Annotated in this window: 20 protein-coding genes; 8 read left to right on the top strand and 12 right to left on the bottom strand. The window is 35.2% G+C overall.

The window, feature by feature from the left end; genetic code table 11:
• The 4 genes from G440_RS0111715 to G440_RS0111700 form a co-directional block, all read right to left on the bottom strand.
• A complete protein-coding gene (locus tag G440_RS0111715; protein WP_026451483.1) occupies positions 1 to 3,126 on the bottom strand; it encodes a type III restriction-modification system endonuclease in 3,126 nt (1,041 codons plus the stop codon).
• Complete coding sequence (locus G440_RS0111710; RefSeq protein WP_026451482.1) at positions 3,126 to 4,766, bottom strand: RNA-binding domain-containing protein; 1,641 nt, start codon at positions 4,764 to 4,766, stop codon at positions 3,126 to 3,128. Before G440_RS0111710 ends, G440_RS0111715 begins: the two co-directional genes overlap by 1 nt.
• Before the next feature lie 130 nt (positions 4,767 to 4,896).
• A complete protein-coding gene (locus tag G440_RS0111705; RefSeq protein WP_026451481.1) occupies positions 4,897 to 6,855 on the bottom strand; it encodes a site-specific DNA-methyltransferase in 1,959 nt (652 codons plus the stop codon).
• A 13-nt stretch (positions 6,856 to 6,868) separates the two neighbouring features.
• Positions 6,869 to 7,162, bottom strand: a complete 294-nt coding sequence (locus G440_RS0111700; RefSeq protein ID WP_245574856.1) for a helix-turn-helix domain-containing protein — start codon at positions 7,160 to 7,162, stop codon at positions 6,869 to 6,871.
• A gap of 548 nt (positions 7,163 to 7,710) precedes the next feature.
• Between G440_RS0111700 and G440_RS0111695 the strand changes: the two genes are divergently transcribed.
• The gene (locus G440_RS0111695; protein WP_026451479.1) at positions 7,711 to 7,950 is read left to right on the top strand and encodes a hypothetical protein; all 240 of its coding nucleotides are present in this window, start codon (positions 7,711 to 7,713) and stop codon (positions 7,948 to 7,950) included.
• A gap of 109 nt (positions 7,951 to 8,059) precedes the next feature.
• Positions 8,060 to 8,317, top strand: coding sequence for a hypothetical protein (locus G440_RS0111690; protein ID WP_026451478.1), 258 nt, complete (start codon positions 8,060 to 8,062; stop codon positions 8,315 to 8,317).
• Between the two features lie 14 nt (positions 8,318 to 8,331).
• Here the strand turns inward: G440_RS0111690 and G440_RS0111685 are convergent, their stop codons facing one another.
• Both G440_RS0111685 and G440_RS0111680 read right to left on the bottom strand, forming a co-directional pair.
• Positions 8,332 to 8,760 carry a type II toxin-antitoxin system death-on-curing family toxin gene (locus G440_RS0111685; protein WP_026451477.1) on the bottom strand — a complete coding sequence of 143 codons (429 nt, stop codon included), beginning with the start codon at positions 8,758 to 8,760 and terminating at the stop codon, positions 8,332 to 8,334.
• A 2-nt stretch (positions 8,761 to 8,762) separates the two neighbouring features.
• Positions 8,763 to 9,827 carry a hypothetical protein gene (locus G440_RS0111680; protein WP_026451476.1) on the bottom strand — a complete coding sequence of 355 codons (1,065 nt, stop codon included), beginning with the start codon at positions 9,825 to 9,827 and terminating at the stop codon, positions 8,763 to 8,765.
• 393 nt (positions 9,828 to 10,220) lie between these two features.
• On the opposite strand from G440_RS0111680, the gene G440_RS0111675 reads away from it, so the two are divergent.
• Positions 10,221 to 10,496, top strand: a complete 276-nt coding sequence (locus G440_RS0111675) for a hypothetical protein (protein ID WP_157417961.1) — start codon at positions 10,221 to 10,223, stop codon at positions 10,494 to 10,496.
• 56 nt (positions 10,497 to 10,552) lie between these two features.
• Here G440_RS0111675 and G440_RS0111670 read toward each other — a convergent pair whose 3' ends face one another.
• Positions 10,553 to 11,215 (bottom strand): DUF6904 family protein, encoded by a 663-nt coding sequence (locus G440_RS0111670; protein WP_026451474.1) that lies wholly within the window; start codon positions 11,213 to 11,215, stop codon positions 10,553 to 10,555.
• Between the two features lie 189 nt (positions 11,216 to 11,404).
• Positions 11,405 to 11,563 (bottom strand): hypothetical protein, encoded by a 159-nt coding sequence (locus G440_RS21235; RefSeq protein ID WP_157417959.1) that lies wholly within the window; start codon positions 11,561 to 11,563, stop codon positions 11,405 to 11,407.
• Between the two features lie 293 nt (positions 11,564 to 11,856).
• On the opposite strand from G440_RS21235, the gene G440_RS0111660 reads away from it, so the two are divergent.
• Positions 11,857 to 12,564: a hypothetical protein gene (locus G440_RS0111660; protein WP_026451473.1), complete on the top strand. Its 708-nt coding sequence runs from the start codon at positions 11,857 to 11,859 to the stop codon at positions 12,562 to 12,564.
• Positions 12,565 to 13,699: 1,135 nt separating this feature from the next.
• Entirely contained in the window at positions 13,700 to 13,915 is a 216-nt protein-coding gene (locus G440_RS0111655) for a hypothetical protein (protein WP_157417958.1), read from the top strand.
• 216 nt (positions 13,916 to 14,131) lie between these two features.
• On the opposite strand, the gene G440_RS0111650 is transcribed toward G440_RS0111655, so the two are convergent.
• Positions 14,132 to 15,052, bottom strand: coding sequence for an AbiTii domain-containing protein (locus G440_RS0111650; RefSeq protein ID WP_026451471.1), 921 nt, complete (start codon positions 15,050 to 15,052; stop codon positions 14,132 to 14,134).
• A gap of 201 nt (positions 15,053 to 15,253) precedes the next feature.
• Here G440_RS0111650 and G440_RS0111645 point away from each other — a divergent pair, with 201 nt between their 5' ends.
• The gene (locus G440_RS0111645) at positions 15,254 to 16,660 is read left to right on the top strand and encodes a cyclodeaminase/cyclohydrolase family protein (RefSeq protein ID WP_026451470.1); all 1,407 of its coding nucleotides are present in this window, start codon (positions 15,254 to 15,256) and stop codon (positions 16,658 to 16,660) included.
• Positions 16,661 to 17,073: 413 nt separating this feature from the next.
• Here the strand turns inward: G440_RS0111645 and G440_RS19895 are convergent, their stop codons facing one another.
• The 3 genes from G440_RS19895 to G440_RS0111625 all read right to left on the bottom strand — a co-directional run bounded on the left by G440_RS19895 (position 17,074) and on the right by G440_RS0111625 (position 20,108).
• Positions 17,074 to 17,724 (bottom strand): hypothetical protein, encoded by a 651-nt coding sequence (locus tag G440_RS19895; protein WP_051285323.1) that lies wholly within the window; start codon positions 17,722 to 17,724, stop codon positions 17,074 to 17,076.
• 189 nt (positions 17,725 to 17,913) lie between these two features.
• Positions 17,914 to 18,924 (bottom strand): hypothetical protein, encoded by a 1,011-nt coding sequence (locus G440_RS20720; RefSeq protein ID WP_157417956.1) that lies wholly within the window; start codon positions 18,922 to 18,924, stop codon positions 17,914 to 17,916.
• An 815-nt stretch (positions 18,925 to 19,739) separates the two neighbouring features.
• The gene (locus G440_RS0111625; RefSeq protein ID WP_026451469.1) at positions 19,740 to 20,108 is read right to left on the bottom strand and encodes a helix-turn-helix domain-containing protein; all 369 of its coding nucleotides are present in this window, start codon (positions 20,106 to 20,108) and stop codon (positions 19,740 to 19,742) included.
• 392 nt (positions 20,109 to 20,500) lie between these two features.
• On the opposite strand from G440_RS0111625, the gene G440_RS19885 reads away from it, so the two are divergent.
• Positions 20,501 to 21,049 (top strand): RNA polymerase sigma-70 factor, encoded by a 549-nt coding sequence (locus G440_RS19885; RefSeq protein ID WP_034259444.1) that lies wholly within the window; start codon positions 20,501 to 20,503, stop codon positions 21,047 to 21,049.
• Between the two features lie 50 nt (positions 21,050 to 21,099).
• Positions 21,100 to 22,251: a FecR family protein gene (locus tag G440_RS0111615; RefSeq protein WP_026451468.1), complete on the top strand. Its 1,152-nt coding sequence runs from the start codon at positions 21,100 to 21,102 to the stop codon at positions 22,249 to 22,251.
• Positions 22,252 to 22,312 lie beyond the last annotated feature (61 nt).

Genomic DNA, 22,312 nt, shown 5'->3' with positions numbered 1-22,312 from the left:
CTACCTCAATTCAATAATCTCCAACAACTTCTCATAACTGCTCACCCTACTAAACGTCACCTCCTTATTACTTATCTCCTCAAAATGGACAGTAGCACAATGAATCTTGAGCTTCTCTATCTCCCGTAAATCTTGATCTGAATCTGATCCCTTGGTCTCGGCTACAAAATAAATCTCACGCACCTTTTCCCTGTCAAACACAATGGCCCAGTCTGGACTGTAATTGGCCACAGGCGTTGTTATATAAAAACTCTTCGGAAGCTTTGCATATACAGAAACCTCAACACTATTTTCCAAGGCCTCAGCAAAACGGGTTTCCACTCCCGAATCAGTTGTGAGGTAATCGTAAATATGTTTCTTTAGGGTATCAGATTGACGCGTACTGTATTTATCGTTCGTAAATACGGTGTGTGCATCGTGACGTTCTTCGGTTTTGTGATAGACGATATTATTGATAATCATACTCGCCTTCACCTCATTGATCAACTTGGCGCATTTGGCGATAAATTCCTCTGGGTTTTTTCTTAAGAGTAAAAATTTCTCCTGCTTGATGGCTTTTAAAACAGCTACAATAGTTTTCCGAGTCAGATTCGTGCCATTCACAATTTCCCCCACAATATCATAAACGGTATCGGTATAAAGGTCGGTCTTAATCTTATCCAACTTCCGCCCTGTTTCTCTAAAAAGAGTACCCTCCTGCATTTCAGCCATAGAACCATCTTCCAACTCCCCACTTTTCACTTCATAATGGCGATCTGCAATGTTGAGGTCGGCATTGATTTTTATGATGCTATCCCTTATTAGCTTTTCGGTATTGAAATTAACCTCATAAATAGTTTTGAGATTAATTTTGTTCCATAGTTCTTGGAACTCCTTCTTTTTAAAGTTTTTGTTAGTACGTACTACAATAGTTTCTCTGTCATCCTCTGGTTTTAAAACTTCCCCTGTATAAACCGATTTTAGAAGTTGCGTTATGCTGGTTCTAAAATCTTCCAACTCTTCTGTTAGCGGAACCTTATCTTGGTCTATGAGTTCTCTTCCTATTTTTGTGATTTTATCATCATCATCCAAAACATCATTTTTATAAAGATGCTTGTTCAATTTTTTAGCCTGTACAGGATCTATTCTATGCTCATCTCCCTTTTCATTTTGCACAAGTTTTCCAACAAAATATTCAACATCGGCATTTTGCGGTCTGCCCTTTAAGGTTGCGGCAATTTCAGACTGCAGTCCTCTTGCAAAAGTTTCATAGCTCTCAGAGGCAATAACCGTTAATTTATTAATCTCGTGCACTTGCTCCCCAACGGTATCAAAATCTTGCCGAACTCCATTCTTATTAACGCACAAACGCATACCACGTCCCACTTCCTGCCGCCGTCGTATGGTAGCATCGCTATTTTTTAAAGCACATATCTGAAACACATTAGGGTTGTCCCATCCTTCCTTTAACGCTGAATGCGAAAACAGAAATCGCGTGGGCTCCTTAAAGCTGAGCAGCCGTTCCTTATCCTTCATAATAAGATCGTATGCCGAAATATCATCAGAATCTTCGGCACCTCGTTTAACAGAAGGATCTACCAGTTTTTTCTTTTTGTCAATCGAAAAATAACCATCGTGTACATCTTCCGGATTGTCCCGCCCTAAATAAGCACCATAGTTTCCAGGCATATAGCCCTTGTGAATAGTGCTAGGATCTGTATCTTTTAGATAATCATTGTAATCTTGATTAAACAGATCCAAAAACTCATTACGTGCTATATTATATTCCTCTTCAAAAATCTGGGCATACTCTCCCAGTAGTTGTTCTCCATCATCAGCATACACACGGTATTTATCTACCGAATCTATAAAGAAAAGCGAAAGCACCTTAATCCCTTTCCCATAAAGCTCCTTCTCTTTTTGTAAATGCGAATAAATAGTTTCGCGAATTTGAATTCTTCTAAAATCCTTTTCGTTCAAATCCCCTATGGCATCCCCAGCATAAATATCCTCCCCATTTATAACTACCTTGTTGAAATACCCATCTATTTCCTGAATAGTACAGTTTTTATATTGGGGCATATTCCCCGATATTTCATATAGATTAGCTCCTTTCTCCAATTTCTTTCGAACACGCTTCACCCCTGTTCCACTGCGTTGCTCATATTCAATGAGCGCCACTGGCGGTTTCGTATTGCTCAATGAAATTTGCTCTACATACACATAGCCCGTAGTTCCTGTAGAACCTTTAAGATTGATTCCTTTTACCTGAATTCTCTTAACCAGTTTCTTATTGTACGCATCAAGTGCATCAAGTCGATAGATCTTATTGTAATCAACTTTATGGGTAGCAGAATAGCGCAATGTGAATAAAGGATTAAAATCCTGCATACTCTCAAGCGTTCGCACTCCATCAACCGACTGTGGTTCGTCAATAATTAAAATCGGATTGGTCTGCGCAATGATTTCAATAGGCTTTCTAGTTCCAAAATCATCCAATTCTTGATAGATACGCCTAGCATCTTTCCCTCTCGCGTTAAATGCTTGGGTATTGATAATCATAACACTGATTCGATTATCAGATGCAAAATTTTCAATATCCTGCGGCCGGCTACTGTTATAAATAAACGGCTTTATCTTATGGCCATACTTTTCTTGAAAGTGATCCTGCGTCACCTCAAAAGATTTATAAACCCCTTCACGTATCGCTATACTCGGAACGATAACAATAAACTTACTCCACCCATATTTTTTATGCAACTCGTACATTGTACGGATATAGGCATAGGTTTTTCCAGTACCTGTTTCCATATCTATGGTAAGGTTATAGCCCAGTCGAATACCTTTGGGCCGCTCTAGCTTTTCACTTTCCAAAAGCTCATTCTGCTTCTGTACCGCATTAATATTTTTGAGGATTTGAGTCTCGGTGATCTGTATAGTACTGTTGCGATAGCCTATGGCCTCATCAAGATCCTGATCCAGTTCCAATGTAAACTCGCTGGTATTGGCTTGCTTGGCCCTGCGCAGTATTTCCTGGCTTTTTTCTAAGGTAAACGTATTGGTTTTTAACGCTTGTCCTTCGAAGCAATCCACCACCGCCTGTACTGCATTTACTTGAAACTGTTGTTCTTTAAATTGTAACTTCATTATGCTGTAATAAGTTCTAAAATTCGTTTTCCTGCGCTAGTTATTTTATAGCGTTGTCTTGGACTTGTGGGTGTATCGGGATATTCCATCCGCACCCAACCTATCTCGAGTAGAGGATCTAAGTATCTCGCTCTATTTGAACTATGATTACTCAAATCCAAAGTCCTCATTATCTCGCTACGTTTCTCCCAGTTTAAAACTGCTTTTAACAAGGCCTCAATCTTGGTATGAAGCTCCTTATTAAGTATCTCTTTAGCTTGGTCACTAGCTTGGTCACTAACTTGGTCACTAACTCCACTATTAACCCCATTACTAAAAGCAACAACATCTTCTAATGTATTGAATTTAGGGGCTTCAACTTGAACATTAACTCCGTCATTAACTTGGTCACTAGCTTGGTCATTACCTCGAGCAGGAAGTGTTACAAGAACATAACTTTCATCATCTGTTTCAAATATGGGCAATGGACTCCCATTTTCTTCCATTGCATTATAAATGGAAGGAAATCCTGTTCCCCTACCCTCCGTTAAGTGTAACTCCTTTAGGAAATCCCCTATCCGTCTGTTTCGATAATCCCGTGCTATAATGCGTTTTTTACTCCCCAGAATATCGTTGGTTACCGGCGGTTTAGGCGCTGGATAACTCAATATTTCTATTTTGTCGGGCCATATTTGTATTTCAATAGGACTTCCAATTTCATAGCTCTTATGGTAAACTGCATTAGACAAAGCTTCCTCAATGGCCGTATATGGGTAATTATTAAAACGATCAACCTCAGCTCTATCCTTGTGTTTCACTACTTTCTCACTTATAATATTGGTTTTTATAAAGGATAAGGTGTCTCTCAATTGTTCGTGCAAAGGGCCTTTAAAAATATATTCCTTAAAAGATTTACCAGTGAAATCCCTATGCCAAACAAGGTCTATTTGTGTTCTTGGGAAAAACGCTTCCGGCGTTTTAGAAAAAAATAACAATCCGACGTTTACCGGCCGTATGTCTTCATCAGGGCCTTTGGCAATGAGCATAGCGCGTGCAATCTCTGTGAGCGACATCCGCGTGCTCTCGGCATAAAGCTCACTTTTAATCTCTTGCAAATAAGCTTGGATAGTGCCAAGGTCTAGGTCATCTATGCTAGCCTGGTTATTAACGCGATCATCAAAAGGAATACGCGCAGCAAGTTCAGTAAGCTGAACATCCAGTACACCCCTAGCAACAATACTGTGCGACCCAAAGCGCACATATCTGTGACGCTGCGCTTTCCCGCCCTGCGTTGAAGGTGCTGAATAAGGCCTATTATCTCCCGCAGGACACCACAAAACTATAATGTGTTTCCCATCAAAAACATAAGGCTGCGTTATGGGGAAATAATTAGGCTGTAATTGATTAGCCAATCTTACAATGTCTCCTTGAATATGGTCTAATTGGTTTTGTTGTAAGCCAACTGGCGGCAATACGGGCTGTCCATTATTTTCTCCAATCCCTACCACGATATACCCACCTCCCCAATTATTAATATCATTGGCGAAAGCGCAAATAGTATGAACTATTTCCTCTGGATTCCATCCTTGTTTAAACTCAAGACGTTCCCATTCTACAGTTTCCCCGTGCACTAAGTCACGTATATTTATTGGTAGTGCCACTCTTTAATTATTATTTATTAAGTATATTCCTTTTTCCACCCGCAACCTCCAACCTGCAACCTCCAACCCCCAACCTGCAACCTCCAACCTGAAACCTGCAACCTCCAACCTGTAACCTGCAACCTTCAACTTAAATCACCTTCATCTCCGTCTCTGGGCTCAACTGCTTCAACAACTGCTTTACATTTTCTTTGGCCGTATCATTTTTAAACCCACTGTCCTTAAAAACAATACGCAACGGCGCCTCTTCTGCCACTGCTTTTGCAAAGTCTTCATCTATATCAGTATCAAAACACGCATAGAGTGAATTTCCAGCCACCTTAAACACCTTTTTGCCTGCAACAGTTGCTTGCTCAATAGGCAAGGATAATGGCAAGCCCCAATCCAATAATATCTGTGCCAGCAAATCATCTGCGGTACGGTCTGGTTTCACATTATCTGCAAAAGCATCTAGTTGCCCTTGGTCATACTCTTGGGGTTTATAATACACATCTTGCATATTGCTTTCATCTAAGCGAAACACTCTAAATCCGTAATCAATATCTGCGTTTGTTTCTCCTTTGATTTTCTTGGCAGCCCGGCGGATGCGCTCCTTGCCTATATCACAAATGTTTTTATAACCTGCCTTGTAAGCTGAGCTTTTATTTTCAGTAAGCTCGGGCAATTGAACAAGAATAAACTTTCGGTTTTCATTTTCATCAGCATTCAAATCTAATACTGCGTGAGCCAAAGAACCAGAGCCACTAAAAAAATCCAAAATGAGATCATCTGTTTTAGTTACCAACTCAACTAGACTTTTTAAGACATCTGTATTCTTCGGGAAATCAAATACCTTTTTACCCACGAGATCATCAACTTCTTTAGAAGCACCTCTATTGTCTTTATAAAAGACCGAGCTAAAAGGCTCATAGGCGGTATTTTTAAGATAACTCTTTCTACAGGGAATTGTAGTTTCATCTTCACCAAAATGAATTCTCATAGGTTCTGCTTCCAAAGCTTCTTTTGTTCTTTTTTCATCCCAACGCCAACCTGTAGATGGTTTTTTACAACTTTTCCCTGTTATCGGATGCAGAATATCATAACGTGGTCTAGATTCTCTACCATCATTAGGGCCTGCAAAATCAGATGGAAAATATAAGCCTCTGTCATCAGATTTTCGATAATGCTTATGATCCTTCCTTGGATCGGAATCCTTCATTTTTCTATACCATTCAACCATTGCTTCAGAAATAGCATCGTGTTCACCCTCTAGGTTTTTAACTAGCTTTCTGTAATAATCTAAAACATCATCAACCCCATCCTTTTTCTTCCTCCATTTACCATTTTCTAGGGTAGAAGATTTATCTCTCACGTAAACCAAAACATACTCGTGCGTTTTAGCAATTAATTTAGAATCACCTTTCTTAGATTTTTGCCAGATTATTTGACCTGCAATATTCAAATCACCAAAAACTTCGTCACACAGCTTTCTAACATTGTGAACCTCATTATCATCAATCGAAATAAAAATCACCCCATCATCAGTCAATAAATTTCGCGCAAGCTTCAATCTTGGGTACATCATTGTAAGCCAGTCACTATGGTACCGCCCAGAACTTTCTGGATTGGCTACCAAACGTCTGCCATAGTCATCCCGTTGCCCACTTTCTTTTTCGTGCTCGGCTTTATCTTCCGTAAAATTATCCTTATACACAAAGTCCTTTCCAGTGTTATAAGGCGGATCTATATAGATCATTTTAATCTTGCCCAAATAACTTTCCTGTAAAAGCTTTAATACCTCCAGATTATCCCCTTCTATATACAAGTTCTCTGTAGTATCAAAATCTACAGAATCCTCACGGATTGGTCGTAGGGTTTTTGTTGTAGGTAAGTTGGCCGTAACAATAGCTTCGCGTTTTCCTGGCCATTCCAAACGGTAACGCTCCTTATTGCCCTCTATAACTTGGTGACTCAACTCTTGCTTCAGCAGGTCAAAGTCTATGGCTCTGCCCGCAGCACTTTCAGTGACGCAATTAGGGAAAAGTTCAGCAAGTTTTTCAAAATTCTGGATAACGAGATCTGGGCTCGTCATATCTAATGTATCGCTCATAATGGGTATTAACTTAGTTCTCAAATCGAGCCATTGCAAGTTGCAGCGCTTCCTTTGAGTACTCTTGGTTTTTAGTTGTTTTTAAAATTTTATCTGCCAGCCACAAGGTTATCAAACCTTTTTTGGGCTGCTTAAATATTTTGGCCAATATATCAATGTCCGCTCTCCTAAACGAACGTTCTCCACGCTCCATCTTACTAAGCACCGCGGGATCCACACCCACCTCACCAGCAAGCTCTCGCAGCAAAATACCATTAGCCTCTCTTATTTCTCTTATCCGTTCGCCTATCATATCTAGGATTTCCACCTTTAGTTGACAAATTTTGGACAATTTACAAAAACAAAAAGTCATTCAATTGAGGGATTCCTCAATTATCTTAAATATTTATTAATACTAAATTATTTTACGGAAGAGGCCGTCGACGAGTTAAGGGCTTTATTTTGCCTTAGCACCGTAAGGTATTTAAAAACAATAAAAATGCTCTTCTAACTTTGGAAGAAAAGAGCATTTATAAAACTGTAATTTTTTATAAAACAACAATGTCGCACCTTGCACTTCTAAAGGGTTAAAACGGCGTCCTTTTTTATTAAAAGGCTAGCTCTTACCATCGATTTTCAAAGTTAATGATGTTGATTTTTTGTGTGGATAAGGAGGTTAAATAATAGTGTGACAAAAAGCTACAAACTTTTTTAAAAACGATTTTAACGAATTATAACCTACCGTAGAGCAACTAAATACAAAACAAAAAAATTGAGTTATTATGTCGTGTAAAAACAGTTGTCACAATGAATCCTAAACCCATATTGTAGCTTGGCTTTACAAATCAGGAACTACTAAGTATTAAACGAAAGCACATGGAAAATACAATCACTAAATACGGAATCATCTTAGGAGTAGCATTAGCATTACCCAAAACGATCCTAGGATTATTTGAGTTCTTAAAGTGGATGATTTGTTTTCTGGGACTACTCTTTATCCCCAGAAGAACAGAAAAAGCATTGCTGACACTTTCAAAACATTTCGGAAGTCAAACCATATTTACAGCCAAAATGAGGGATAAACCAAACGATGCGCTACCCCAAGGAAGTGATTGAAAAAGGAGAACCGTAAAGTTTTAATTTATGAAGAGTGGGACGATTTAAACTGTATCGATAAAGTAAACCAGAAATCCATAAACTAACCTTACATCAAAGCGATATATTTATGAAGAAATTGTTTGAGTTCCTGAAACATAAAAAACATTCCAACTCAAAATTTGTTGAAAAGGGAAGTACCTATGACACCCTCTTCGACTGCCATCTAATAACTTTTAAAAACACAGGCAAAATCATCTTATCAAGCGCCATAAAAAACAAGACTATCAAAAAATTAGGTGAGTATGGTACAGAAAAGATAAGCAAATTGAGGGTCCACAACCTGGGATATCTTGATCGCCATAGAGAGCATTTTGGCAGTGTTTAATTAGATTAAAATTATTAAGCTATTGCTTCAATAATTTCAAGTTTCAATTGCTCACTAAATTCATTTTCATTTACTATTGAGTAAATAATCTTATGAAGTAAATCTTTTCCAATTTTATTATCTGCGATCTGGACACTAATGTTTTCCATTTCAATAATAAATTTATCGATGCAGTATTCCAAACCATTTATTTCCAAAAGATATGCACCTAATGCTATACTACTTCGCTTATTTCCATCACTGAAGGCATGGTTTTTATTTACTGAAAAAACCAAGTGAGTGATTTTATCTTCAAATTCGGGATAGTATAGATCGTATTGTATATGATCTAAAATACTTTCTAATAAACCTATAGCGTTAATACCCTGGGCACCACCTGATTCTTCAATAATAAAGTCGTGCTCTTTAATCGCGTATTCCAAGGTAAAATAGTTGACTCCCATTTTTACCTATTTTTAAGTCTCTTAAACACGTCTATATTATCTTTTAATCTTTCCTCTAGTGATATGCTATGCTTACCTAAAAACTTATCAAATTCTGCTTCGTTCAAATGGGTAACATAATTATTGAGTTTTTCATGTAAGGCATCTCTAAAGACCATATCTCTACTGGCCATTAATGTTCTTGCCTTTTCCAAAAGTGGTTTTAAAAGGGATTGACTTCTTAATTCGAATTCTTTAAAGAGTAAATTTGCTTGAGGGATAGTTAATTTCCTTCCTACTTCTTCATACTTCTTTGTTAAATCGTCCGCGAAACCATTTTCATATGCAGCTATAAGGTCTAATACTTCTGAATACATAGTCTCCCTGGGAGAGTCGGTAGCTTTTAATTTTAATATTTGCTTATATTCTTTGGCATTTTCATTAAATATACTTTTATAAATAGCATCAGTAAATTGGGCATATTTCCATTTATTATCTACAATACATTCATCTAATGCCGTGGTAAAAGCTGCTCTGTAATTAAACTCTCTGATTGCACTTGGCAGAAACTCTTCCTCTCTTTGATTGATATATTTTGTAGCACCACCAATCTTGGCATTGATTGTATCTATAACCATATCAAGTATTAGAGATCTAATTTGTTTAGCTCTATTACTCTCTGTTAAAAGCATTCCTATATTTAGGAAAGTTCTAAAGTCAAATACTCCTAGTTTAGGAGCTTTAGATATGTCTCCGACATCAATGTCGGTAACATCCCCATTAATAGGTTTTCGATCGTCTCTATTAATTACTATAAATGAATATGCCTCTTTAAACGCTTTAAGTCTTTCACCACTTAATATCTCATAACCATTAGCAAGAAGCTCCTCTTCGTGCTGATCTATATAACGCTCAATAGTTCTTACATCTATTTCATAAAAATCGGAAATTTGTTTCTTAGTATATTTTATGGTGGCCTCAAATAAAATACCCGGAAAGGCGACCTCTTTCTCAATCTCTAAAAGAGCATACCTATTGTTCAGAATATTTTTCCTGTGAACATTCGAAGTTGTAAGATTTTTATTCATAACCGTTTAATTGATAATGTAAAGATGTAATCTTTGTGCCCTCAAAGATAAGTATTCTTAAAAGTAAATTTAGGGTCGGAAATCATTTGAAAATAGCATTCTAAAATAAATATACAGAGTATTTATTTCTACCAAATAGTATTACCCGTTAATAAATTCCATATAGTTAATAATGAGAATGTTTCTTTTGATAAGATTACAGAGTTTAAACAATTTATAGACCAACCTAATGCTCAAGCTAAAACCAATGATAATAGCACACCCCAAGAGCCCAACTTAGTGGGCAAGCTAAAGACCAGACTCTTGCTTTAATTAATGCTGAAGTTCGCGATAAAGTAATCGCTACTAAAATATAGACTAGAGCAGAATAGCGCAGAACCACACCCCAATTTGGTGCGTCAATATTATGATGTGTACAGCTTATTGGCAAATGATGAAGTACTGGCATTTATTGGAACGGAAGATTATAAAGCGCACAAAAAGGCGCGCTTTCCCAAGATAGATTTTGAAATTCCAATTTTTGAAAATGAGGCATTTTTATTAACTAATCAAGAGACAAGGGAATCCTTTAAAAAAAGATATAATGGAACTGCATCCCTTTACTATAGCGGCCAACCTGAATTTGAAAAATTGTTGGAGCGAATCCATACATACATAACAACTTTGTAGAACATAAAAGCTAATTCTTAAATACCATAATATACACTTGGATAGTGCCAAGATTATTACCATTCAACATTAGGAGAATTGCCAACTTCAATATCTGTAACTCTACAATTGAGCTTCTGGGCACTCTTTTCTAGATCGGAAATTATCCTTTCATTTAAATCGGAAAAAGGTGAAAGGTATTCCCGCAACATCCCATATAGTTTTCTAAACCTCCTTTTACCTGGGGGTTGGGAAGTAAAATCGGAATGTACATACTGATAAAGCTGAAAAATATATGGCTGGTTTATATATAAGCCTGTACTTATCAATTTTTTTAAATCCTTTGCTCCTACTTCATCGTATTGAAGCATAGCTTTTTCAATGGAATACTCCAAAAGATATAGCATGGATTGTTCCAACTTATCTATTGCAAGATAGCCTGTATATTGTCTTAACACATTGGTGAAAATTAGAATATCCGGCCAAACTATCTGTGTTCCGTAAAGAGTTACCTGCTCTCCATTAATATCAAAATTTTCAATTAGTCGGGCCTGTTCCTTCGCTTTCCTTATTTCGTATGCAAAGTTCATTAATAGCTGATGCTTTCCAGATTGACTATCATTATCTGCATCCAGTGCCATTGCAATTTTATGAATAACTTCATGCAGGAGACTTAAATCGGTATAATCTCCATAAATCGCAATACCTGTCCCTTTTTTTGTAGTATAAGCTCTAATCATTTCTCAACAAATTTTTGTTATCTATATATTTTCTATGGGGGCCCAACAAACTCCGTTTTTTTCAAGCCTCTTCAATTAATATTCATTGGGAAGGCTTTGTTTTATCGGCTCCTGCCCCATTCCCTCCATAAAGGTATTGATAAAGTCTTTTATTTTTGTAATTATCCCTTCTGATGAATTTGCTCTATTTTATAAGCTTGGCCGTTCGTTCATTACCGCAATAACCTCATCACGCAAGGGTTCTTTTTCGGTGAAGAGATAGTTGCTTATTATATCAACCAATCTCTTAAAATCCAAATTCTCTTTCTGGCTCGAATTGTTTAGGCCTTTTTCATTTCGGCTGTCCATAAGGTATCAAATTACATTACCCCCAAATCGGAATCGCGGCCAAAGGTAAATTGTTCATTGTAAAACCCACCCATTACTGAAAACCGTAACAGCGAACATTTTAACCAGGGAGAATACCAAATATAATGATTTCCTCTGTTTTTTTATAAAATGCAAATGACATTGCAAACACACTAAAAAATATACACACTTTACAATAACACGCCAATGTTGGCAAAAGAGATTTATAAGTAAGTAATCAAACAACGCTTTTCTAAATTTTGATTATTTTAGACTTGCCAAATAAATTTCAAATGGAAACAAATATCTACATTCAGGCAATGGAGATAGGTTATTCCCACAATGAGGGTATTACTTATAAAGATTTAAAAAGGTTATTACAGTCGAAAACATTAGCTCCCATAGAAGGTCGAAGAGAATATACTTTTATCAAGTGGTTTATAAAAAATTTTGACGCACCCTTAATGCCTATTCAGGGTTCTGCAGCTATGAAAAAATATTATAGTGTATTAGTAAAGGATCTTAGGGATAAAGAAAATTTACAAGCCTATAGAGATTTTTCGAATAAAACTTACTTTTTAAAGGGGAAGACTGTAAAACAATATCTGGATTATTTAGAGCTCAAAGAAGCACGAGAACAGGCTCAGGTTGCTCAAAAATCTTCAACCAAAGCTATTAGAATTGCCTATTGGTCATTATCTATTTCTGCTATTCTTGCGTTGACCTCCATTTTCATGACGCTTTACTTTTCCATCACCGCTCCCAAACCACCGTACGATGTATATATTAAGGAAAAACCTCAACTTTTTAAAGCACCGGAGATTTATTCACGCGATGCAGAGCATTCCCGTTCTCCCGATAATGAAAAAGATGGCGCGTTGTTACTGCAGATTAATCAACTGAAAGATGAGCTCAACAATGCTGATGAACTTTTACATTATTATGAATCAAAAGAATATGAAAAACGTATAAGGGCATCTATTTTAAGCAATTTTATGTAATAAAAAGCCTTAAACTTTTCTTATACCCAAACCTATCCTGCTGATGGTTTGCATTTTACCTGAGGTTAATATCTACGAGTTAATAATAATAATAATAATAGGCCTATATTAGACTTTGAGTAGGCTTTAATAAAAGCATATTATAGGCTATTAAAACAAAACGAAAAAAGATACCGCCATTACACGGGCCAGAGGCCTTCTTCCGCGTGAGATCAAGAACTAACTCACTTTGATAATGAGGGGTTTCTTTAAAACTCGAAGATAGTTTTGCAGACTAAATATAGCAGACAATTATTATGATAGTAGCATGATACTAGGGGTTGATTAAGGAAACACTAGCATAAACGTAGCACTCGAGTAGCTTGAAAGGTACATGAACAATAGATGGAAGCAGCCTAAATTGTACATACTTACGCTCTGAATTATATATACATAATTTTGAACACTACACTAATGCAATCAGACAAGACATTATTTGTTGGTGAATTTTAACTTTTTACTTTTCAATTTGCGTTTCAAGGCGATAACTTCTCTTTTTGGTTAAGTTCATGGTAAACTAGGGTATGCTAACCTACTCCCCTATAATGCCCGTTATTCAGAGATGTTAGAGTCTCTCTTTAAAACCATTATTTAACACATTATTGCAGCGGGAAACTAAGTGGACTTTCTAGGGCGAGACAATTTGGAGGTCACAGACTTCACGTCTGCGCCAGCGGAAGCTGTATTACCGTTTCCTATTTAAGGAAAGATGAAGTTAACAACGAGCCCTTCTAACTTTAGAAGAAAAGAGCAATTATAAAACTGTGATTTTTTATAAAACAACAATGTCGCAACTTGCAAGTCCAAGGGGTTAAAACGATGTCCTTTTTTATTAAAAGGCTAGCTCTTACCTTCAATTTACAAAGTTAATGATATTGATTTTTTTTTGATTATGGAGGTAAAGTGACAGTGTGACAAAAGTGCCCAAATTTTTCTAAAAAAGATTTGAACGAACTACAACCTACTATAAAACAATCAAATACAAAATGCCGAAATTGAATTTTTATGATATGTAAAAATAGGTGTCACACTGATTGAAATGTTGGCTAATTACCTTTTCGCCAATATGAAATATAATCTGAATATTAAAGTAAAGATGGAAACACTAAGAGAATATTGGTATATCTACATAGGGTTGGTTATTGTGTTGCCCCAAATCCTTAAAATTGTGGTATCGCTATTGCAAGATTTCGCAATGTATGTTGGGTTATTGTTTGAAACCAAATCAATGGTTAAGTCGATGGACGAAATGGCGAAGTACAAATCACGGCTCAACGATGAATCAGCGTCGAAAGATAAGAAATCTAAATAGATTTTTGTTTCTAATATCTATTATGTGCCATTTTCATCGCACTATCTTTCGTTAAAATTCATTATAGCTTTCCCAATCTATAGCAGACAAATTTATGAGCATCCAATGAACTGAGAAGAATCACAGAGCAGCCATTGTCCTATAAAACTTTTAAATGCGATATAAAATATTTGCTTGATAATATCTATTTTAAACTTTAAGAGAGAAGATGACGATTTACATTCCGTAATATTTTTGTATAATCTCTGATAATATTGATCCAGCGGCTCCAATACTAACATTCCAACTTCCATCAATTGATTTCTGAATCATTTTCCCTATCCATTTATTTACAATAACTCCAAATTTATTATTGTCAATATCAGGTTCCTCAGCATCTATAATTTCTGCAAGTTCGACAATATCTTCATCTTCAACACCAATTTTCTTTAGTTCACTTGTTAGATCCTTCTTTGAATTTTTTTTAATTTTCGGCGAATTTTTTATCTGCACTTTCGTACCTGTATTAAGAACATTACCGTCCCCTTGAATAATCGTATTATTTACTATTGACTTGACTTCGTCTTTTTTCATTTTTAAATCTGAAATTGTAGCTAGATCTCCAAATTTCCCGTCAATTGCTAGCATGAAATCTAGTAATTTGTTTCTAACATTATTAATTATTTCTACAATGGAATTTTTTGACATTTCCTTGTAGACAGAAATGATTTGTAAATAAGGATTACCCATATTCTGCCAATTATCTTCTATTATTGCAGCAATTTCTGCTCGAACTGGAGAAGTAAGAATAGATGATTTTTCAGATTTTATGAGCTTTTCTAGAGAAGAAATACTCATCATAAATTCACTAGTTCTCAATTGACTTTCGAATTCCTCTTCCAATCCAACAGTAGGAATTTGAGTATTCACATACTTCATTCTTCCATTCAAAAAATTACCCTTTAAATCATTGAAAATATTTTTTCTATAATCAGGTAAATCTTCATATTTTTTATATCCTGATAATTCACTGTTTACCCAAGTTAGAAGTTCGCTATTTTGGATTCTGCTTGCAAGGACTTTGGTTTTTAGAAGAGCGGAATTTAATGATTTTTCATCATCAATTAAGTCATTTATTATTTGTTGAACTAATTCCATATTATATTTTCAATTTAGCAAATAAGTGCCTTAATAAATCCCATTATAGAAAACTGTAACAGCCTGCATTTAATCGGGGGAGAATACCAAATATATCACTTTTTCACTTTCTCACACACTTATGCTGGAAAACTGTATGTAGCACACTCATAAATAATTAATTACATTTAAAAGATTATATTTACCGCTTATAAATTTACTATGGAATCTGATTTATTAGATAAAACCGTGAGGGAGTTAATGCATAAATTTGGAGCTGGTAATCATAAACCTGGTTCTGGAAGCGCGGCTGCATTTCAGGGTATGGTCTCCGCAAAATTAATCTCGACTGTTATTAGTTTAACGGCTGAGGAAAAAAGAAGACATATATATGCTAATAATATTTTTGAACTTTTAGATATTCAAAAACAGATAGATTCAAGAATATATCCTTCTCTAGAAGATTTGTTCCAATTCGATTCGGAACAATTTGATAAGACAATTAAGTTAAGAAAGGCTCGAGACAACGAAGAAAATGAAATCAAGAAAAATCAATTAAGAATTGAGGCTCTTAGAGAATTAAAAATTTCTATCTCTATACCCTTTCAAATCGCATCTAATTGTAAAGAACTAGCAGAATACGCAGCAATAGTTTTTGATAAGGGTTTCAAGTCAGCTCGAGGTGATTCACAAGTTGGCTTAAGTGGCTCGATATCTGCTATTTCGGGTTGTATATCTATAATTAGACTAAATGTTTTATCTTTTAATTCGGATGAATATGATTATACAAATTCAGTTGTAAATAAAGTAGATCAATTAGATATTGATTACCAAGAACTTAATAATCTCGCCACTTCAAAAATAGAAGTACTAAAAAATGAATTTAACCAGAAAATACCACTCTTTGAAGGTATAAATTTAATACTTAAAAAGTATCGAAATAGAAGTTATATTGATGTGGAGGAATGTACGAGGGAATTACAAAATTTTATATGGAAAAATAGAAAATTAATATGGAGAAATAATACCCCAAAAAATCACCTTCAAATATTACACCCAGATATAATTTTAAAGCGAGTACTAGGTTATGACTATTTTTCTTCATCAAATTATGGTGTTCTAACAGAAGATGAGGACATTAATGAAGTTGCGGGTTTAATTGACCAGACGAATAAATTAGTAGTTGTTTCTAAAAAATATTCTAATGAAGTTCAGAGATTTACGGCTTCTCACGAGTTAGGTCATGCCCTTATGCATTCACAGCCCATCATGCATCGAGATATTCCTGCAGATTGTTCACAAAATAGAAAAACTCGTAGCATTACAGAAATCCAAGCAGATAAATTTGCCACGAATTTTCTTATGCCTAAAAAATTGGTTATTATGGAATTCGAAAAAATTTTTAAAACGAAATTTCTTAATTTGGATGACGATACTGCATTTAAATTTAGAGGCCGAAGTGTAGCAGGTATGAAAAAAGAATTCAAAAACCTTCACGAATTTTCTCGAATGGTAGTTTCAACAGAATTATTTGACAATGGAGAACATACCTCTCTATCAAATCTTTTTAATGTTTCCACCGAAGCTATGGCTATTAGGATAGAAGAATTAAATTTAATGAAATATTAATTTTCACCTCTAAAACAAACGCTATCCCCCCCAGTACGAAAAACCGTAACAGCGTGCGTTTTAGCCAGAGAGAATATCAAACATAAGGATTTTTCGCTTTTTTTTTAAAAAACCGATCATTGGCATTACAATGTAACAAAAAACAAAGACGCTTTCCACTTAACCTGCTTCAGTAAGGACAAAAGTGCAATATTGGGGTAAGCGACTCCCTCGCCAATAAAGACAATCTGAGAGATTCCCGTCCAGTCAACATGGCATTTTCGTAGGATTCTATATTAAGATCAAATGATTAATTTCTTAACTGTCCCAACAGTTATTTACTCTTCTTAGGTGATGGTGGTGGTTTCGTTTCCACTCTTGAAATTGTTGGTTTAGGTTTATTTGAGCTATTCTTTGATTCGCCCTGTTGTCCATTACTTTTGTTTGGTTGCTTTTTGTCCATTTTCTTTTAAATTTGCTATTTCTATTATTATTTCATGTTTATTTAAAGATAAATATATTTCACTAACTTCATACAGAAATTTAGAATCAGAATAATTGTAAATCGCCACATCTGCAAGTCGGATTTCGGAAACACCGTCATTCTCAGAAAATGATTTTACCCATCCGTGATAAGTAAGTTGATTTTTTATATCTCTTAAATATATAAACTGCACATTTTTGGAGTTGAGAAACATAGAGTAAAGATTTTCATCACCGTATTTTGCCGAAATTCCGAAAAAACCTGCAACCCTATTTATCACTTTTCTATTCTCAATCATTGAAGCTATTAATGCAATTAATATTGAGACGATTGATGCAAAACCTACCTCTTGATATGGAATTAGTGTAGCATTGTTTAAAGTACTCCAAATTGTCAAATCGTGTAAATCAACAAAGTAAAAAAGATTCAATCCGTTTATAATCAACTGTAAAAATAAATATGAAATAATTCCGAAAAGAATTGAATATAGTACAAATCGAAAACTACTCCATTCTTTGTGTAAAATTAACTTACCAAAAATTAAAGTTGCAATTGCCCCAGGAATTAAAATGATTATTAATTTGATAGTTAATTCAGACACTGTTTCGTTTTATTGTTGGATTAATTTCTTTTCAAATATATAACAATCGCAAGCCCAATCATTACTAAAAACCGTAACAACGTGCATTTTAACCGGAGAGATTTTCAGGTAGATTAAAAAACAAAGCCGCTCAAAGCAAGCTATATTAGTTCGGTTTTAAAAAATTATGGATTACAATAGTTACCTTTTTTATATCATGTTTTTGTTATATTCTCTATTTGGTTTTATTAACATTCTTATAAATATCATTGTCAAACCGAAGATAAACTCGACTTCGTGATCGCTCTTGATGTCAATATTGTGCTTTACGTTTTCATTTTGATATTTATTGAAATATTCAATTGTTTTTACAAACGTATTCCGAATTTCGATTCCTATTCCAAGTTGGTCTTGGTACGCTCCAATTCCTCCAAGTTGATTTTCCAAACTTTTATTATTTTTTAGAATGTCTTTAATCAATAATTCCAATGATAACCTCAGATTATCTAAGCAATCCCTGCGATCTTCTCCTTTTTTAAATAAATCCGTAGCTCTTTTAAACCTATCTTTTACTTTGGGAAAGCTGTCAATCCAATAAAAAGTTTCGGATAATAGGTCTTGTGGCAAGTTGTAACTTGGGGAATATGTTCTAAGTGATTCGAAATTTTGATATTGTTCGGAATCATCAAATACGTAGGGAGAATGGGTGTATTTTTGTGCTAATTGAATTTTTTCAAGTTGAGAGTCTTTCCATTTTTCATAAACCATTTTATTCTCTGAGTTTATTTTCTTGATTCCATCTTCCTCATAATAATAAATGGTTTTGTTAATATTTTGTATTAGCAGTTCCGAAAATAATTTTGTTCGAAAGAAGAATATTTCGGAGGAAAGTCGCGCGGAGATTTTTGCTAACTGAATTTCTAATTGAGTAAATCTCGCAGATTGAACAAGGTCTTTTATCGAAATGTTGTACAGAATGCAAAATTCATCAATTTGCTCGGTAGATTTGAAATAGTCAGAATTTGCTTCGAGAATATAATTTCTTATGCTTTCATCGGTGAGAGTTATGGTTATCTCATCTGTTCTTGGATCATTAATCAGAAACTTCCATATCTGAGCAAGCCATTCAGTACAATGAAAATTGGCGGCAAATGCAATTTCTCCAAGTGTATAATCAACAACGTTTAAATAGTATTGCCCTTGAAAAAGTTTTGTTTCCAAATCAGTTTTATTTTCATCTATTTTATGAATGAAATTTTCTTTAATAGTTAAGGGTGCAACAGATGCACTGATAGGAATGAGAGAGATACCTTTGAGGGTGCAAATGACTTCACCTAAATCTGAGATTGTCGTCTCATTGTAGAGGGCTTTAAATCTTATTGATTGTTCATTCAGTAGAAATTTTGCATCTTCTTGCATTTAATTCTATGGAGGTGGGATTGCATTTCTATATACTCAATCTCAAATTGCATATACCGAACTTGTTCCTAATTATATATAAATTCAAATATAAGGTAATCCACGATAACTACATTACAGAAAACCGCAAGTACATGCTTTTTAATAGACCAACCTTCACATAAAGCTGTGGTGCCAAAATGGAGAATACAAAATAAACAATTCTTTCGCTTAATAAATTGTAAGAATCTAATAGACAAATTATCATAATTGAATATCCTCCCCATTTAAAGATTATAAACGACAAAAAAACAAAACAATATTTAGTGGTGGCCCAACATTTTTATTTCTCACCTCATTTTCTGTCGATGTATCTGAAGTATACATCTGCAAAGGCCCAAAAAATAAAAGATAGCATTATAAAAAAAACTGTAGAGGTCTTAAAAATTGTTCGACAGATATTTACTCTGTTTCTTTGAGTGACGCAAAGAAGGGTGGTCGGACACTTTGTGGATGGGAAGATTAGTTATATTAAGTTGAATGCAAGTTTTATATAAACTTTATTTTGGTTGCACATAGTATTTTAATCCTTTAAGGTAGATGGTAGGTAGATAGTGCAGCAAAACATAAACCCTACTTTAATCTTTTGACAAAGAATTAAATTTGGCTGTAATTGTTGAACGTAGTGTAAAGTAGTAATCTCTTTTGACCGTAGTAAGTTTTTCCTCAAGACTTAATGATTCGTCAACAATGTTCAATAATTCCTCTTTACTCTTCAAAACAAATAAATCAAAAAAGTTGATTTCTAATTGTTGACTTATACAATATATTTTATTCCAACTACTTTCATTTTCGAATCGTTCAACCCTTCCTACCATAGTTGGATTTGTACCTATTATTAGGGAAAGTTCATGCTGAGACAAATTTCTCTTTAGTCTAGCCAATCTTATAACACAACCTATTTGAATATTTATAAGATTGAGTTCTATTTCGCTATACTTTGTCATCCAGTAAAATTTGAAAAAAACTTATTATTTGTTCGATACATATTTGTATTGAATAAATATTTTTATTATATTGCACTCAATTATTTAAATTTGCGATTCTTCTAAGAGCAAAACATTAGAAGCTTTCGCTTTGAATCTCGTACTAGAAAACTGGTAATTTTTGTGCAACGAGACGATAAGCAGATTGCTCACGACCCGGGCGTGGGCTCTCTTATTGTTGCACGGTATACCAGTACCTCTAGTACAATAAGTTGAGTTCCGCGCCCACTTTTTTCTATGGGTTTTTAAAACCAGATAGTATTGTGGTGTAGTTTGATTCAACTGCCTTGTTAAGAAGGTAAGACGGTGCAGACAGCGCTGGAAAAATTCATTCCCTTAAAAATCGCAATGCTATGCCTAAGGGTACATCACATCTCAAAAAATTAGCGGAGTATAGATCGTTCTTTGATGCCCTCTATCCACCTCTTTGCCTATTTGCCAATAAGTATCTCAACGATATGGATACTTCTAAAGACATCGTTCAGGAGGTATTTATTAAAATATGGGCGAAGCAGCCAACATTTACACACCACGACACTACCAAAGCCTACTATTATACCACCGTTAAAAACCATTGTCTTAATTACCTAAAAAGCAAGCACTATAAAACTATAGTCAATGCCGCCCCCCTAGACTTGTCCATACAACAGTCCGAGGACTATTTTTTTTCGGAAATGGTTACTGCAGAAACCTATGCCCTACTCTACAAGGCTATAGAAAAGCTACCGAAAAAATCTGCAAAAGTGATTTCGCTCTCGCTAAACAAGTATACCAACAATGAAATTGCCGAAGAACTCAATATCACCCCAAGTACGGTAAGAACTCAAAAAAGCCTGGCCTATCAAAAATTAAAGATCCTACTGGCCCCTTTAAAATATTTATTTTCAATTTTTCCAATTTAATTTTAGACACTTCAACATTTTAATTGTTTTAGAGGTATAAAGATACCACGATGACAATCTACGAACGTCTGTTTGCCTTGGCAAACAAATTGGCCAAAAGCCATTCCATAGGTGAAGAGTCTGCCGCCTTAAAGGAGGTAGATTATTTAAATAAGGAAACCAAGAACCATATTCGGAAAAATCTCTCCGAGCCAGCCGTAGAAGAGCAACTGGGAAAATTGAAAGAAATTGATGTTGAGAATGACTGGGCAAAAGTGGCTGAAAGATTACAAAAACCGTCAAGAACCCTAATGCCAAGACTGTATAGGGCGGCCGCCATTGCCTTATTATTGTTTTCTGTCTCATACCTCACCTACAACAACATTCCAAAAACTGAGCAAGAAGCTCCAGTGCAGCTCGCTATTGAACCAGGAACTGATAAGGCTCTTTTAATTCTAGAAGACGGAACTCAAGTAGTCTTAAGCCCTGAGACTACTTTCAAAAATAAAGTTGCACAAAGTAAGGGGGATAGATTGGAATATAAACAAGAAAACGCTCAGCTACACACCGTATTTAATTATTTGGCCGTGCCGAGAGGAGGGCAATATCAATTAAGACTTGCAGATGGTACTGAAATATGGTTAAATGCGGATACCAAGATAAAATATCCCATCGCCTTTCGGCCTGGTGAAACACGAGCTGTGGAATTGCTATATGGCGAAGCTTATTTGGTTGTTTCCCCCAGTTCTGAACACCAAGGAGATGCCTTTAAAATTATCGCGAAAGGACAAGAAGTAAAAGTGATCGGTACCGCCTTCAATCTGAAAGCATATAACGATGAAGAAAGAATATATACCACCTTGGTGGAAGGAAAGGTGCATATAGCAGCCAAGGATAAACATGCCGAACTACATCCCGGAGAACAATCTGTTTGGGATTATAGCACCAATCAATTGTCAAAGTACTCCGTGGATGTAAATCACGACACTGCATGGATTAGGGGTTATTTTTACTTTGAGGACAAGCCGTTAAGTGAGATTATTCAAGTCTTGTCCCGATGGTATGATGTACAGATTTACTTCGGCTCCCCAGAACTGCAGAAAGTAAAATTCAGCGGACTTTTAAGTAAAAAACAAACAATAGAAGAAATATTGAACGGAATACAAAAAACTAACAGTATAAACGCCTATGAGATAAAGAACAAAACCATAACCATTAGATAAAAAAGAAGGGAGAAGAGCGACTACCTGGAAAGTATAAAACTCAACTCCCTATATAATTGGA

Source organism: Aequorivita capsosiphonis DSM 23843 (genome assembly GCF_000429125.1).
GTDB classification, from domain to species: Bacteria; Bacteroidota; Bacteroidia; order Flavobacteriales; family Flavobacteriaceae; genus Aequorivita; species Aequorivita capsosiphonis.
This window is presented reverse-complemented; position numbering and strand designations above follow the sequence as displayed.